This is a genomic window from Pseudomonas psychrophila, assembly GCF_001043005.1.
Classification (GTDB): Bacteria; Pseudomonadota; Gammaproteobacteria; order Pseudomonadales; family Pseudomonadaceae; genus Aquipseudomonas; species Aquipseudomonas psychrophila.
Window position 1 is genome coordinate 34,566 of sequence record NZ_JYKZ01000009.1, and the last position, 14,820, is coordinate 49,385.

Annotated in this window: 10 protein-coding genes, 1 tRNA gene and 1 pseudogene; 8 read left to right on the forward strand and 4 right to left on the reverse strand. The window is 58.0% G+C overall.

What is annotated here, in order from left to right:
• Positions 1-150 precede the first annotated feature (150 nt).
• Positions 151-226, forward strand: a tRNA-Thr gene (locus tag TU76_RS17980).
• Between the two features lie 86 nt (positions 227-312).
• Here TU76_RS17980 and TU76_RS17985 read toward each other — a convergent pair.
• Positions 313-558 (reverse strand): annotated as a pseudogene (locus TU76_RS17985) (type II toxin-antitoxin system HicB family antitoxin); the annotation flags it as partial.
• A gap of 76 nt (positions 559-634) precedes the next feature.
• Between TU76_RS17985 and TU76_RS17990 the strand changes: the two are divergent.
• From TU76_RS17990 to dsdC, 6 genes are all read left to right on the forward strand, one after another.
• A complete protein-coding gene (locus tag TU76_RS17990) occupies positions 635-1,135 on the forward strand; it encodes a sigma-70 family RNA polymerase sigma factor (RefSeq protein WP_019824768.1) in 501 nt (166 codons plus the stop codon).
• A complete protein-coding gene (locus TU76_RS17995; protein WP_046810324.1) occupies positions 1,135-2,082 on the forward strand; it encodes a FecR domain-containing protein in 948 nt (315 codons plus the stop codon). Before TU76_RS17990 ends, TU76_RS17995 begins: the two co-directional genes overlap by 1 nt.
• Positions 2,083-2,194: 112 nt before the next feature.
• The gene (locus TU76_RS18000; RefSeq protein WP_048352245.1) at positions 2,195-4,633 is read left to right on the forward strand and encodes a TonB-dependent siderophore receptor; all 2,439 of its coding nucleotides are present in this window, start codon (positions 2,195-2,197) and stop codon (positions 4,631-4,633) included.
• 198 nt (positions 4,634-4,831) lie between these two features.
• Entirely contained in the window at positions 4,832-6,172 is a 1,341-nt protein-coding gene (locus TU76_RS18005) for a GntT/GntP/DsdX family permease (protein WP_048352246.1), read from the forward strand.
• Positions 6,173-6,215: 43 nt separating this feature from the next.
• On the forward strand, positions 6,216-7,562 hold the full coding sequence (gene dsdA, locus TU76_RS18010; protein WP_048352247.1) for a D-serine ammonia-lyase: 1,347 nt from the start codon (positions 6,216-6,218) through the stop codon (positions 7,560-7,562).
• A gap of 164 nt (positions 7,563-7,726) precedes the next feature.
• Positions 7,727-8,665 carry a DNA-binding transcriptional regulator DsdC gene (dsdC, locus tag TU76_RS18015; RefSeq protein ID WP_019824758.1) on the forward strand — a complete coding sequence of 313 codons (939 nt, stop codon included), beginning with the start codon at positions 7,727-7,729 and terminating at the stop codon, positions 8,663-8,665.
• A 194-nt stretch (positions 8,666-8,859) separates the two neighbouring features.
• On the opposite strand, the gene TU76_RS18020 is transcribed toward dsdC, so the two are convergent.
• Together TU76_RS18020 and TU76_RS18025 are read right to left on the reverse strand one after the other, a co-directional pair.
• The gene (locus TU76_RS18020) at positions 8,860-10,143 is read right to left on the reverse strand and encodes an OprD family porin (RefSeq protein ID WP_019824757.1); all 1,284 of its coding nucleotides are present in this window, start codon (positions 10,141-10,143) and stop codon (positions 8,860-8,862) included.
• A 250-nt stretch (positions 10,144-10,393) separates the two neighbouring features.
• Positions 10,394-11,089 carry a DsbA family protein gene (locus TU76_RS18025; protein ID WP_048352248.1) on the reverse strand — a complete coding sequence of 232 codons (696 nt, stop codon included), beginning with the start codon at positions 11,087-11,089 and terminating at the stop codon, positions 10,394-10,396.
• Between the two features lie 257 nt (positions 11,090-11,346).
• On the opposite strand from TU76_RS18025, the gene TU76_RS18030 reads away from it, so the two are divergent.
• Positions 11,347-13,425 (forward strand): TonB-dependent receptor, encoded by a 2,079-nt coding sequence (locus TU76_RS18030; RefSeq protein ID WP_048352249.1) that lies wholly within the window; start codon positions 11,347-11,349, stop codon positions 13,423-13,425.
• Positions 13,426-13,603: 178 nt separating this feature from the next.
• On the opposite strand, the gene aguA is transcribed toward TU76_RS18030, so the two are convergent.
• Complete coding sequence (gene aguA / locus TU76_RS18035) at positions 13,604-14,710, reverse strand: agmatine deiminase (RefSeq protein ID WP_048352250.1); 1,107 nt, start codon at positions 14,708-14,710, stop codon at positions 13,604-13,606.
• Between the last annotated feature and the right edge of the window lie 110 nt (positions 14,711-14,820).

Below are 14,820 nucleotides of genomic sequence, written 5' to 3' on the forward strand. Positions count from 1 at the left end.
TCGCCGAACGGCTGGCCAATTCAGCGAAAGTTCGGGTCACCGTCTAGCACTTGCACCAGTACTTCAGCGAGCCACGGCGCGAATCGTGAAAATAGTCTGTTATCAGGGGTTTACAAGCTCAAACATCCGGGTATACTCGTCGCCCATAACGCCGGTATAGCTCAGTTGGTAGAGCAACTGACTTGTAATCAGTAGGTCCCGAGTTCGACTCTTGGTGCCGGCACCATACGCAACACCGAAAGAGGCTCACCGCAAGGTGGGCCTTTTTTGTTTCCGGGGTTTGGGAGGCTCACAAAGAGCGTTTTCCCACGATCAAAAGCCCTGAACACTCAGCTCGCGCAATGCGGCTGTGGCCAGAAAACCCGAACGCGATGCGTAGCGGTGATCCTTGCTGACTCGTTCATCAATGCGCAGCAACAGGTTTTCAGGTAATGACGCGTTGAATCGAACCGACTTCCCAAGATAGGGAGTCAAATCGAAGTTAACCACGGCCCAAATCCCACCGACATGATAAGCATCAACATCCTTGGCCTGGGGCAGTTCGTCGTCATCCATCACAGAAAACCCCCTTGCATAAACACTCTGCCATCACAATAATGCGACTGATTACCAATTACACCTTGGTGACATTATTATGTCGGCGCTCGACCCTTCAGTGCTTCATCGGTTGTACAGCGAACACAACGGTTGGCTAAAGGGCTGGTTACGAGCCCGGCTGGGCAATACGGCGGATGCTTGCGACCTGGCTCAGGACACGTTCTTGCGGGTCATGACAGCCCGCCACGACGCTCCAATCCGCGAGCCGCGAGGTTATCTGAGTGCTATTGCCCGCTCGCTGTTGATTGACAAGGTTCGCCGCCGCACCATTGAGCAGGCTTACTTGCAGGCTTTGGCCCTGAGGCCGGAGCCCGTGGATGTTTCGCCAGAGGTGCGCCTGTCGATCATCGAAACCCTGATATCGATCGACGGCATGCTCGATGAGCTAGGGAGCAGAACGCGGGAAATTTTCCTGGCGGTTCAACTCGAAGGGTTGAGCTACGTTGCCGCGGCCGAACGTTTCGGCGTGTCGGTCACCACGATCAAAAACCATTTGATTCGCGCCATGACCCGCTGTCTGATGCTGGTCGAGCATTGATGGCCTCCTCCCCTGACTTCAAGACGCTTGAAGCCGCAGCCACCTGGTACGTACAGCTCAATGACGGCACCGTCAGCGCGGCACGAACCCGAGCCTGGCAGGCATGGGTAAAGTCTTGCCCACAGCACGCTGCGGCCTGGGCACGGGTCGAAAAGCTGCAAAGCCAGTGGGCCAAGATCCCGCCAAAAGCCGCCCTCTCCAGCCTGGATGCTGCAAAAGCTCAACGCCGGGATGTATTGAAAATGCTTGGCATGCTGCTGGCCGTCAGCAGTGGTACATGGCTGACGGTGGAACACGCCCCTTATCGCTCGATGCTCGCTGAACACCGCACCGGCCTGCGGGAAAGGCGCTCGTTGCGCCTGGACGATGGCTCACAACTGGAACTCAACAGCGACACGGCGCTGGATATCCTCTTTGATTCAAAACAGAGAATGATCCGCCTGCACCGTGGCGAAATTCTGGTTCAGACCGCAAAAGACCCTGACCAGCGTCCCTTTATCGTGCACACCGAAGACGGCCGCGTGCGCGCCCTCGGCACCCGTTTCAGCGTGCGTCAGCTGCCCGGGCAAACACGGGTTGGCGTTGAGCAATCGGCGGTAGAAATTCGCCCCTACAGTCACCTGGACCAGCCCTTGCGCCTGGAAGCCGGGCAACAAGTCACTTTCAATCGCGACGACGTCGGCGAGGTCGAACAATTGCCTGCTGCCTCATCCGCCTGGGTAAAGGGCATGTTGAGCGTGAACGACTGGCGCCTGAGCGACTTTGTCGAAGAGCTGGGGCGCTATCGCCCGGGGGTACTGCGCTGCGCAACATCGGTTCAGGGCTTACGCATCTCGGGGGCGTTTCGTATCGATGACACAGAAACAGTTCTGGAGAACCTGAGTAAAACCTTACCGGTGAAGGTTCGTTATCTGACCCGTTACTGGGCCAGCATCGAACCGGCATAAGCTCAGGCTCAAATGGTTTGAACTTCAACCTTGCTGATTTCGATTCTCATCCGTCAATGACATAAGCCGCGACCGCAGCGAGTTTCTGCCATGACAACGCAAGGATCACCGAATGCCCCCGCTCCCCCTCAATGCCACTCCTAAAATAACGCGCGCTGTTCGCCTGGCAGTATTGGGTGCGTCCCTCGCCAGCCTGTCCGGTCTGGCACTGATGCCCGCTCAGGTATCCGCGCAAAGCCAGACGGTTTACCAAATCGCTCCGGGACCGCTGGGCGATGCCCTGACCCAATTTGGGGTGCAGGCAGGGGTCACGATTTCGTTCGATACGGAACAGGCCCGACACTTCAACACTGGCGGGCTCGAAGGATCTTACAGCGTCGAGGACGGTCTGGACCGCTTGCTCGCCAACAGTGGGCTGCAAGCACAGCGGCAGAGCAACGGGGGCTACGTACTGGTCGCCAGCGCCCCTCAGGAAACGCTGCAACTGGGGGCCACCCAAGTCATCACCAACCAGTTGGGCACGGTGACCGAAGGCACCGGCTCCTATACGCCAGGGGCCATTGCCACGGCCACCCGCCTGGTGCTGACACCCCGGGAGACGCCGCAATCGATCAGCGTGATCACCCGTCAGCACATGGATGACTTCGCGCTCGACAATGTCGACGACGTGATGCGCCATACTCCCGGCATTACCGTATCGGCCTATGACACTGACCGGACCAACTATTACTCCCGCGGTTTTTCGATCAATAACTTCCAGTACGACGGCATTCCCTCCGCCGTGCGCAACGTTGCCTATTCGGCGGGCAACACCCTGAGCGACATGGCGATCTATGACCGCATCGAAGTGCTCAAGGGCGCCTCTGGCCTGCTAAGCGGGGCGGGATCATTGGGGGGCACCATCAACCTGGTGCGCAAAAAACCCACCCACGATTTTCACGGCCATATCACCGCAGGTGCAGGCTCCTGGGACAACTACCGCACTGAAGTTGACCTCAGCGGCCCGTTGACCGAAACCGGCAATGTCCGCGGTCGAGCGGTGGCGGCCTATCAAGACAGGCAGTCGTATATCGACCGCTACTCCAACCAGAGTTCGGTGTTCTACGGCATCCTCGAAGTCGATGTGACACCCGACACCTTGCTGACCGTGGGCGCCGATTATCAGGACAACAAACCCCAGGGCTCTACCTGGTCGGGGAGTTTTCCGCTCTACAACTACGCAGGCGAAATCAACAGCGCCAAACGCTCGTTCAGCAACGCCACCGACTGGAGCAGTTGGCAGCAATACACCCGCACCGTCTTCGCGACCCTGGAACAGGACCTGGGCAGTGGCTGGGTGGGCAAGCTGCAACTGGACCACAAGATCAATGGCTACGATGCCCAACTAGGAGCCATCCAGTTCAACCAGCCGGCCGCTGATGGCACGGCCAAAATCAACGCACAGCGCTACAAGGGCGAAACCGTCAGCGACGCGGCCGATATTTATGTCAGCGGTCCCTATGATTTTCTGGGACGCGAGCATGAGCTGGTGCTGGGCGGCTCGATCAGTACCGCGAACTGGAAAGGCAAAGGTTACTGGGACGTCACGTTCGCCACGCCCAACCTGGTGGATTACTTCAACTGGGACGGGCACCTGGCCAAGCCTGACTGGGGCAGCGCATCACAAATCAGCGACGACACTGTGCGCCAGACAGGCATGTACGCCACCACTCGCCTGAATGTCACCGATGACTTGAAAGTCTTTCTGGGCGGCCGGGTGGTCAACTACACCCTCACCGGCACCACCAACACTTACCGCGAGTCGGGGCGCCTGATTCCCTACGCGGGCGTCACCTATGACCTGACCGACTACCTGACGGCGTACGCCAGCTACACCGATGTGTTCATGCCTCAGGAGTTCTACAACCTTGACCGCAATAGCAAGATGCTTGATCCGGACGAAGGTGAAAACTATGAGATCGGCCTCAAGAGCGAGTTTTTCGATGGCCGTCTGAACGCCAGTCTGGCGTACTTTGAAGTCAAGGAAAGCAACCGCCCCATCCCCGACGATGCGTGGAACAACCTGTCGCCCACCCCGCCCAACTACGCTTTCAAGGGCACTTCAGCGAAAACCAAGGGCTACGAGCTGGAAATATCCGGTGAGCTGAGCCCGGGCTGGAGCCTGCAGGGCGGATACACCCACAAGGTGGTCCGTGATGATACCGGCAAAAAGATCTCGACCTTTGAGCCTGAAGACCAGCTGAGTTTCTACACCATCTACAAACTCAAGGGGGATTTGAACAAAGTCTCCGTGGGCGGTGGCGCACGCTGGCAGAGCACTGCTTGGCAAGAGATGTACAACAGCCCCAAGGACCGGTACGAAGATTTCTCGCAAAAACCCTACTGGATCGTGGACCTGATGACCCGTTATCAATTCACGGAAAACCTGTCGACCACGCTCAACGTCAACAACGTTTTCGACAAGTACTACTACACCAACATCGGCTTCTATAACTCGGCAATTTATGGCGAACCCCGCAACTTTATGCTGACCACTCGCTGGGATTTCTGACCCCCGTGTAACTTCAACTGTGGGAGCGAGCAGGCTCGTTCCCACTCAGGTTCAAGCCCTCCGACAGATGACCCGACATCACCTGTCCCGTGAAAAACCATCCTTTGTCAGCCCTTCGAGCGGTGCCTTCTAATTGCTGGAAGCAAAGTGACTCCGATCACTTATTTCAACAATAAAAGCGCTTCCCGGAGATCTCCCATGCACAGCGGTCCTACTCTATTGCTGGTGTTGTTTTGCGCCATCGCCCTGATCGTTTTTCTCATCGTCAAAGTCCGCGTTCATGCCTTTTTGGCCCTGACCGCTGCGAGCTTTGTGGTGGGGATCGGTTCAGGCATGCCACTGGCAAAAATTGCTTCGTCGTATGAAGCGGGTGTTGGCGGAACCCTCGGGTTTCTGGCAACGATCATTGGCCTGGGCGGGATTCTGGGCAAGATGCTGGAAGAGTCCGGCGGCGCGGAGCGCATTGCACAAGCACTGTTGAGGGCCCTGGGTAAAGAACGCGCTACATGGACCATGATGCTGGTCGGATTCATTGCCGGCATCCCGGTGTTTTTCGAGGTGGGTTTCGTCCTGCTGATTCCGCTTATCTATGTGGTCGCCAAAGAAACCAGAGTCAATCTTCTGTACCTGGGCGTGCCGTTGGCCGTGTCGTTAATGGCCGTTCATTGCATGTTGCCGCCCCATCCCGCCGCAATGGCGATTACCGGGATGCTGGGCGCCGATGTCGGCAAAGTGATCATGTACGGTCTGATCGTCGCACTGCCGACCGCGATTATTGCCGGGCCGCTGTGGGTCAAACTGGTGTGCAAACCTGAAGCCCCAGACACACAAGAAGCCTTTTTGAACGAGCATTGTGATGACAGCAAAACCCGAGATTTACCGGGCCTTGGCATCACCCTGCTGACCATTGCCCTGCCATTGCTGCTGATGGTCGGCAAAAGTTTCGCGGCCGGTCTGCCACATGATTCCACGGCATTCAGCTTGATTTCCTTTCTGGGTACGCCCCTGATCGCATTGTCGATTGCGGTGGTGTTTGCATACTGGGCGCTGGGTTTGCGTCGCGGCTTGTCCATGTCCGATTTGCTCTCCTACACGCAAAAAAGCTTTCCTCCGCTGGCCAGCATCCTGCTGATCATCGGCGCCGGTGGTGCATTCAATGGCATCCTGATCGACAGTGGCGTGGGTAACGCGTTGTCCGCGTCTTTGACCCAATTAAATATGAACCCCATCGTTCTGGCGTGGTTGGTGGCCGGTTTGATGCACTTCGCCGTCGGTTCGGCAACAGTGGCTATGATCAGTGCCGCAGGTATGGTGCTGCCCATGCTCGGCGCGCATCCGACCGTGAGCAAGGAGATCATCTGTATCGCTATCGGGGCCGGAGCAATGGGATGGACCCATGTCACCGATTCGGCCTTCTGGGTGGTCAAGGAGTACCTGGGCGTCTCGCTGACCGACGCCTTGAAAACCTTCACCACCGCCACGGTACTGGCTTCGTCGGTCGCACTGGGGCTGACCCTGCTACTGGCGCGCTTTGTTTGATTTAACCCGTATTTTCAGACTGATTGTTTAAAGGGATCCCGACATGATTTTGGGCAAAACACTTGAAAGCTGGTGTGACAGCTACCCACTGATTCGCGAACTGGTTGCGCTGCAAGAGACCACCTGGTTCAACCCGGGCGTGGCGCCAGTGGGGCAAGCGATTGCCGACGTGGGGCTGACCAGCGCAGATGTCGCAGATGCCAGCGCCCGACTGTCACGATTTGCTTCGTACCTGCGCCTCGCCTTCCCTGAAACAGAATGCAGTGCCGGCATTATCGAATCGGACATCGTGCCCATGGCACACCTTCAGCCGTTGCTCGGCGAGCGTTACGGGCAATCCCTGAACGGCGCGCTGTGGCTCAAGCGTGACAGCCATCTGCCCATTTCGGGTTCGATCAAGGCCCGTGGCGGGATTTATGAAGTGCTCAAGCATGCCGAAGACCTGGCCCTGGCCGGGGGGCTGTTGACCCTGAATGACGACTACGCGCTGCTGCACAGCGATAAGGCTCGAGCCTTTTTCGGCCAGTACAAAATAGCCGTGGGCAGCACCGGTAACCTGGGTATGTCGATCGGCATCATGGGCGCCGCGCTGGGCTTTCAGGTGACCGTGCATATGTCGGCAGATGCCCGGCAGTGGAAGAAAGACAAGTTGCGTTCACACGGTGTAACGGTGGTTGAGTACGCCAGCGATTACAGCGTGGCCGTGGCCCAGGGTCGCCAGCAAGCGGAGTCCGACCCGACCTGCCATTTCGTCGACGATGAAAACTCGGTCAACCTGTTCCTGGGTTACGCGGTGGCCGGTGAACGTTTGAAGCAGCAATTGGCTGCGGCGCACATCACCGTGGATGCGCAACATCCCCTGTTTGTGTACTTGCCCTGCGGCGTGGGTGGCGCGCCCGGTGGCGTTGCTTTTGGTTTGAAGCTGGCCTTCGGTGACGCCGTGCACTGCATCTTCGCCGAACCGACTCACTCGCCCTGCATGATGCTTGGGGTCTATACCGGGCTGCACGACGAAGTCAGCGTGCAGGATTTCGGCATTGATAACGTGACGGCCGCAGATGGCCTGGCGGTAGGCCGTGCTTCCGGTTTTGTAGGCAAGGCCATGCAGCGGTTGCTGGACGGTTTTTACACGGTCAGCGATGAAGAAATGTACAGCCTGCTGGCACTGATGGAGCGCAGCGAAGGCCTGCGCCTTGAGCCTTCCGCGCTGGCTGGCGTGCCCGGCATTGCCAGGGTCCAGGCCGACCAGCAAGGTTATCTGGCCCGCATCGGGCTGGACACGCAGGCCATGAGCAACGCCACCCATCTGGTCTGGGCAACGGGCGGCAATATGGTGCCTGCTGACGAGATGGAGGCGTATCTGGCCAAGGGTCGTGAATTGCTGGGCTGACTCAGGCACAAAGCGGATGTGGCAAGATGCATGCGTTGCCACATCCTGCCACACGCCGTAATGCTATGACCCCCACAGTGGGAGCGAGCCTGCTCGCGAAGGTTTCAACGCGTCGCGAGCAGTATTACGCCAGAAGTCAGCCTTTGGCTTGAGGGAAACCCGCCGTGCTTAACCTTCCGCCCCGTGTCAGTTCCAGGCTCAACAGTAGCCAGTTCGCTAACCTCCACACCTTTTTGGTGGCCGCTCGTCATCTGAGTTTTGCCCGTGCGGCGCAGGAACTGTGCTTGACCGCGAGCGCCGTAAGCCACCGCATCAGTCGGCTGGAAACCGCGTTGAGCATGAAGCTGTTCCAGCGTCTCACACGTCAGGTAAGCCTGACTGATGAAGGCGAGCGTATTTTCGAAATTCTCCAGAGTGCGATGGGGGAATTGTCCGAGGCGCTTGAGCAGTCATCACAGGCAGAAATTGCCGGTTCAATTGCGCTCTATGCCAGACCTTCGGTAGCACAGTGCTGGCTGGTGCCCAGACTGGCCGACTTTATTGAGCGCTACCCGCTGGTCTCTCTGGACCTGCGGGTGGGCAATGACAATGTCGACTTTCGCACGCGCAAAATTGACCTGGCCTTGTACTACGCCAACGGCGAATTTCCAGGACTGGCAAGCCAGCGATTGATGCGCGAACGGATGGCGCCGGTGTGCAGCCCTGAATATGCGCAACGCCATCGCCTGACGGAAAACCCGCAAAACCTGAGCAACTGCACCACCTTGCACGACTCCCTGGCCTGGGATCATGCGGCCTATGATGCCGAGTGGACACTCTGGGCCGAACAACACAATCTACTGTCGGCACTGCCAAAACGCACCCTGACCTTCGACCGCTCGGACCTCTGCGTAACCGCCGCCATGAACCACGCGGGCATCGCCATCGGGCGCCAGCAACTGGTCCAAAAACGGGTTGATCGTGGCGAACTGGTCCTGCCCTTCGGGGGTTTCAGCCGGTGCGGCCACTACGACTATTACCTGGTTTACCCTCCGTTCGGCACGGTGCCCAAGCGGCTACACGTGTTTATGAACTGGTTGCGCGAGTGCGCTCAGGAATCGTGATCACCCTGACAATAGGGTCTACCTGACAGACCGCGCCGCCTGCATCGCGAGCAAGCCCGCTCCCACAATGGTCCCTACCAGGCTCGGATGAACTGGGCCCGTCGGTGGCAGGGCCTTCGCTGGCTCGGCAAAAAAAAAGCCCCAGTCGGGGCTTTTTTATTCAGATGTCCGGCCTGTTTAACAGGCCGGTGGCATCAGAAAATGCTGATCGGGTAATCAACAAATACACGGACTTCATTGCCGCCGACGTTGTAGTCGCTGGCGTTGCTCGATACGCGCAACCACGAGCCACGCAGACGCACGCTCAGGTCCTTGACCGGGCCGCTTTGTACAACGTACTTGGCCTGGTTGTAGATTTCGCGCTCGGTACCACGGCCACGGTCAGAACCGTCGTCGATGTTGGTGCCGCGCACGTAGGCGATGTTGTAGGTCAGACCCGGAATGCCAACGGCGCCGAAGTCGAAGCCATAACCCAACTGCCACGAACGTTCGTCCTTGGCGTTGAAGTCGGACCAGTAGGAGTTGGCCAGCAGGATGGTGTTGCCGCCATCACCCACGCCGCCAGCGTTGCGGTAGCCGCCGTACGGGTAGCCGATTTCGCCGGTGCTGCTCTGGTAAGCCAGGGTCACGGTGTGTGCGCCAAAGCCGTAGGTGGTTGCCAGGCTCCAGATCTTGTTGTCCTGGCCGTCAACTTTCAGCACGTCACGCGCGTAGTCGTCGTTGACGTGAGTGCGGTAGCCGTTGAAGTCAAACGTCAGGGACTGTTTGTCTTGCAGCGGCAGCGCGTAGGTCACGCCCACGTATTGCTTGCGCAGTTCGTCTTCCATTTCGGAGCCGTACAGCGAAGCCGACAGGTTGTCGGTGAACTTGTAGCTACCGCCAAACACGTTGATGCTTTTCAGGTCGCCGCTGTCGCGCGCTTCAGCACTCTTGCGCGATTCTGCGGTGAAACGACCGACGTTCAGCTCCAGGCCGTTAATCTCTTTGGAGGTCAACAAAGTACCGGTGAAGCTTTCTGGCATCAGGCGCGAGTTGTCGTACATCAGCACCGGCAGCGCAGGCATTTGGTCGCCGTATTTGAGCACGGTGTTGGACACACGCACTTTCACTGCAGCGCCAGCCTTGGCGATGTCGTCAGCCGCTTTGCCGCTGGCGCCTTGCTTGAAGAAGTCGATACCGCCCGCGCCGCTTTTGCCACGGCCGCCGTCCAGACGCAGTGCGTAGATGCCGAAAGCATCCACACCCACACCTACGGTGCCTTGGGTGAAGCCCGAGCTGAAGGTGCCGAGGAAGCCTTGGCCCCATTCAGCTTTATCCTGCTGGCCATTCTTGTAGTCACGGCTGATGTAGGCGTTACGCGCCAGTACATTGAGGTGACTGTCTTCTACAAAACCTTTTGCGTCAGCTTGATCGTTAGCCATTGCCTGGGTAGCACTGAGTACGCCCAAAGCGAGGAGACCTATCCGTTTGTTCAACATATTATTTTCCTTATTTCTGAATAAAGGCGCGCTGTGGATATCAAGCTGAAACATTGAGTGGTGGTTGCTTCACATAACAAAAAAGACCTGCACGACGACTCAATACAGGCCTTTCACAAAGTTGGTGTATGGCTTATCGCCACAGGCGTTGGCGGGAATCCTAGCCGCCGTGAAGGCGAGGTGTCAATTTCGTGAAAAATTTGTTAATTCGCAGGACTTTTCAAAATTTTCACCGAAGTGTCATTAATTGTTACTGACAGCCGTCCAGACCACAGGCTGGCCCTGAGTTGCCCCCGTGTTCAGCGCTGACCCCATCACGCTGTCGCAGCCAGGCAGCAAAGGCCTCGGGCTTGCCCAGATACGGCCCCAGATCGATCACCTGGTATTGACCGGACTGCTCCAGGACGGCAGTCGGAAAGCCTTCGCCACCGACACGGGCCAACAACCCGCGACTGGATTTGAAATGCGCTTGCGTCAATTCGCCGCTTGCCGCTTCAAAGGCTGCACGAAACCCCTCGACCTCCAGGCCCATTTCATCCGCCACCGCCATCAACACGTCCTGATCGGCAATTCGGCGACCATTTACGTAGTGAGCGGTTTGCAAGTGCCCGAGCATCTCAAGTCCGCGACCGGCCAGTTGGTCCGCCGCCAGCACAGCTGTGGTAGGCGGCGCCGAATCAAATACGGCAGTGGTGTCGCGCAACAACCCTTCAAAGTACGCCTCGCCAAACGGCTGCCCGGTGTACTGGGCAATACGCAGGTCGTGGGGCATCACGTAGTCGCGCAGTTGCGCTGACACCGGCTGGCGTTGTGGGCCGGTCATCATCCCGCCGCCATGAGCAACCACCGGCAGAATTTCCCGTGCAGCGTCGATAAGTGGCTTGGCGCCATAGCACCAACCGCACAGGGGGTCGTAGATGTAATGCAACACGGGTGGGGTGGTCATGGTTCGCTCCGGACAATCAACAAATCAGAGCGACAGCCTAGCTTTCTGTGCTGAGAGGAAAAACGCCGATACAGCTTTTAGTCTGTTTCACGAATCGGGCAAATCGGGCGGGATGAGGCCGCAGGCAACCGAAACAAAAAGATACATATTCACGGGACGGCGTAATTGTTAATTATTAACACAAAGTAACAAGAACCATTACCATTCGCACCCTAAAAATATAACCCTCACCTCAACCGCCCGGACACTTCTCAACCATGCTCTCCCCCCGCCGTTTAACGCCCTTGAATCTGGGGCTGTGCGCCTTGCTGTACGCCGGATTTGGCAGCGCTGCCACCGTACTTCCTGAACTGTCGATCAGTGCCACCGAAGCAGAAGCCGATGACCCACGAGTCAAAGACGTCACCACCGCCACCCGTACATCGACCCCTGCGCGCTATGTCCCGCAGGCCATTGATTCAGTCAAAACCAGCAATGTCCTCGATTACGGGATCAACAGCCTGGGCGAAGCATTGAGCGGGATTCCCAACGTCAGCAGCACGGCCGATACCCGCTTCGACAGCTTGCGTATTCGCGGTTTTGACGCCAGCAACGACTTTTATCTGGACGGTATTCGCGACGACAGTCAATACGTACGCGACCTGCATAACATCGAGCGCATTGAAGTACTTAAAGGCCCGGCAGCCGTGTTGTATGGCCGCGGAAGCCAGGGCGGGATCATCAACCGCGTCAGCAAGATGCCGCAGTTCGGCCGCCAGTCGAGCATCCAGGCCCAAGGCGGCAGTGAGGATTTGCGCAGCCTGTACGCTGACCTCAGCACCGACCCGAGCGACACCATCAGCCTGCGCCTGAACATGGGCAATGAAGACAAAAACAGCTTTCGCGATCACGTCAGCGGCAATCGTCAGCTGTTCGCACCTTCGATGAGCTGGCAAATCACCCCGGATCTGAACTGGCTGGTGCAGTACGAATACAGCCGCTACAACCGCACCCCGGATCGCGGTATCCCCAGCATCAACGGGCGCCCTGCCGACGTCAGCCGCGGCACGTCTTACGGCGGGAAAAACGATTACATCGATGACAAAACCCAGAACCTGCGCTCACGCCTGAGCTATGAGTTGAGCGAAAACTGGCAACTGCGTCATACCCTCGGCGTGTTCAAACTCGACAGTGAGTTCGAAAACACCTACCTGACCGGCTACAACCCAATCACCAACAGGGTCGATCGTCAGAGCTGGCAGCAGGACATGAGCACCCGCAACATATTCAACAACCTCGAGATCGAAGGCGGCTTTGACACCTTTGGCCTTGAGCACCGCCTGCTGACCGGTCTGGAAATCGGCAGTCAGCGTCGCGACCCCAAACTCTTCAAAGCCTTGAGCGCACCCTCGGTTGATCTGTACAACCCCGACCGCAACCTGCGCACGACTGGAGCGATGCCCACATTCAGCGACAGCCATACCGAAGTCGAAAGCCAGGGCCTGTATGTTCAGGATCAGATTCGCTTCAACGATCAATGGCAGGTGCTGGCTGGCTTGCGCTATGACCGCTTTGATATCGAGTCCACCAACTACCTGAAAAAAACCGACCGTACTGAAGACCGTCAAAGCCACAGCACCAGCCCGCGCCTGGGCGTAGTCTGGACCCCGCTGGAGAACCACTCGTTTTACGCGTCCTGGACCAAAACGTTCTCACCAGTGGGCGGCGGCCTGATCGGCATCACCCCGGGGGCGGCCGGCAACACCAATGACCTGAGCCCGGAGCTGACCAAGCAAAAAGAAATCGGCGTGAAAAGCGACTGGATGGGGGATCGCCTGAGTACGACGCTGGCGGTGTACGAGCTTGAGCTCTATAACCGTCGCACCAAGGACCCGTTAAATCCGACCATTACCCTGCTTTCCGGCCTGCAACGTTCACGGGGCATTGAGCTGACGGCCAGCGGCAAACTCGGCGGCAACTGGTATATGCGCGGCGGCATTGGCCTGCAGGACGCAACAGTGGTCAAGGACAACAATGGTTTGGAGGGCAAGCGCATCAACGGCGTGGCCAAGCGCAATGGCAGCCTGTTCATTACCTGGAAACCGGAAATGGGCTGGTATGCCGAAACGGGCCTGACCCTGGTAGGCCAGCGTTATGCAGACAACATGAACACCACGGTATTGCCGGGTTACGGGCGCTGGGATGCGTTGGCGGGCTATCGCGAAAAAGACTGGGATGTGAGCGGTGCGCTGACCAACCTGACTGACCGTTATTACTATGAGTCAGCCACCAGCGCAGCGCAGATCATGCCGGGCGAACCACGCAGCCTGGTGATGACGGGGACGTATAAGTTTTAAACCCTTTACGTGAACCCTCGTAGCAGCTGCCGTAGGAACGAGGCTGCGTCCGGCTGCGAAGCAGTCGTAAAACCATGCAAACCGGTCATTCCGATACGCCGCGATTACCGGGTTTACGAGGACTGCGTCCTCGGACGCAGCCTCGTTCCTTCGCCAGCGGCTACGCAGGTAGCGCCGTTTATGCCTTGAACGGCGCGGGCTGTTGCTGGGTCAGGCAGTGAATATTGCCGCCGCCCAGCAGCAATTCACGGCCCGGTACCATCACCACTTCGTGCTGCGGGAAGATGTTTTGCAGGATCACTTTGGCCTGCGCATCCATCGGGTCGTCAAAGCTCGGCGCAATGATGCCGCCGTTGACGATCAGGAAGTTCACGTAAGAACCGGCCAGACGCTCCGACGGGTTGCGGTCCTGGCTACCCGCCACCTTGTCCACGCCATCACACTCTTGCTGGGTGGCATACATCGGTCCCGGAATCGGCATTTTGTGCACCACGAACGGACGCCCCTTGGCGTCGGTGCTGGCTGCCAATACGTCCATCGCCGCGTGGCAACGCACGTAGTTAGGGTCGCGCTCGTCGTCGGTCCAGGCCAGCAGCACTTCACCCGGTGCGACGTAGCAACAGAAGTTATCCACATGACCGTCGGTTTCATCGTTGAATAGGCCGTCCGCCAGCCAGATGATCTTGTCCACAGCCAGTTGCGCACGCAGGACGTCTTCGATCTCTTCGCGAGACAGATGCGGGTTACGGTTGCGGTTCATCAGGCACTCAGCCGTGGTGATCAGCGTGCCTTCGCCATCGACGTGAATCGAGCCGCCTTCGAGCACAAAACCTTCGGTGTAGTAACGCGGGCAACGTTCGATTTCCAGCACCTTGCTGGCCACTTGCTGATCGCGGTTCCACGGGAAGTACAAGCCGCCATCAAACCCGCCCCAAGCGTTGAAATCCCAGTTTACGCCGCGCACTTCACCGCTGTCGTTAATGACAAACGTAGGGCCGCTGTCACGCACCCAGGCATCGTCGCTGGACATCTCGACCACGCGAATATTGGGCACATCGAGTTGCGCACGGGCATTTTCATACTGGGCGGCCGAAGCACCGACGGTCACCGGTTCAAAACGCGCAATGGCCTTGGCCACCGCTGCATGAGCCGCCTGGGCGGGCTTGCCACCCAATCGCCAGTTATCCGGACGCTCTGGCCAGATCATCCAGGTTTGGGTCTGCGGAGCCCATTCGGCTGGCATGTGAAAGCCGTCAGCGCGCGGCGAACTGTGCAAAGTGGTCATCTGGACTCCTGAAAAGCATCGGGTTTGGAATGCGTAAAATATGAAGACAGTGAGTGCATGTCGGCATCACGTCAACGATGACTGCCTTTATAGCCGATAAATATCGGCAA

What these genes read in the sequence shown, in the direction of transcription:
- TU76_RS17990 (WP_019824768.1), top strand. Translation starts at nt 635, where the DNA reads ATGTCGGCGCTCGACCCTTCAGTGCTTCATCGGTTGTACAGCGAACAC.
- TU76_RS17995 (WP_046810324.1), top strand. Translation starts at nt 1,135, where the DNA reads ATGGCCTCCTCCCCTGACTTCAAGACGCTTGAAGCCGCAGCCACCTGG.
- TU76_RS18000 (WP_048352245.1), top strand. Translation starts at nt 2,195, where the DNA reads ATGCCCCCGCTCCCCCTCAATGCCACTCCTAAAATAACGCGCGCTGTT.
- TU76_RS18005 (WP_048352246.1), top strand. Translation starts at nt 4,832, where the DNA reads ATGCACAGCGGTCCTACTCTATTGCTGGTGTTGTTTTGCGCCATCGCC.
- dsdA (WP_048352247.1), top strand. Translation starts at nt 6,216, where the DNA reads ATGATTTTGGGCAAAACACTTGAAAGCTGGTGTGACAGCTACCCACTG.
- TU76_RS18020 (WP_019824757.1), bottom strand. Translation starts at nt 10,143, where the DNA reads ATGTTGAACAAACGGATAGGTCTCCTCGCTTTGGGCGTACTCAGTGCT.
- TU76_RS18025 (WP_048352248.1), bottom strand. Translation starts at nt 11,089, where the DNA reads ATGACCACCCCACCCGTGTTGCATTACATCTACGACCCCCTGTGCGGT.
- TU76_RS18030 (WP_048352249.1), top strand. Translation starts at nt 11,347, where the DNA reads ATGCTCTCCCCCCGCCGTTTAACGCCCTTGAATCTGGGGCTGTGCGCC.
- aguA (WP_048352250.1), bottom strand. Translation starts at nt 14,710, where the DNA reads ATGACCACTTTGCACAGTTCGCCGCGCGCTGACGGCTTTCACATGCCA.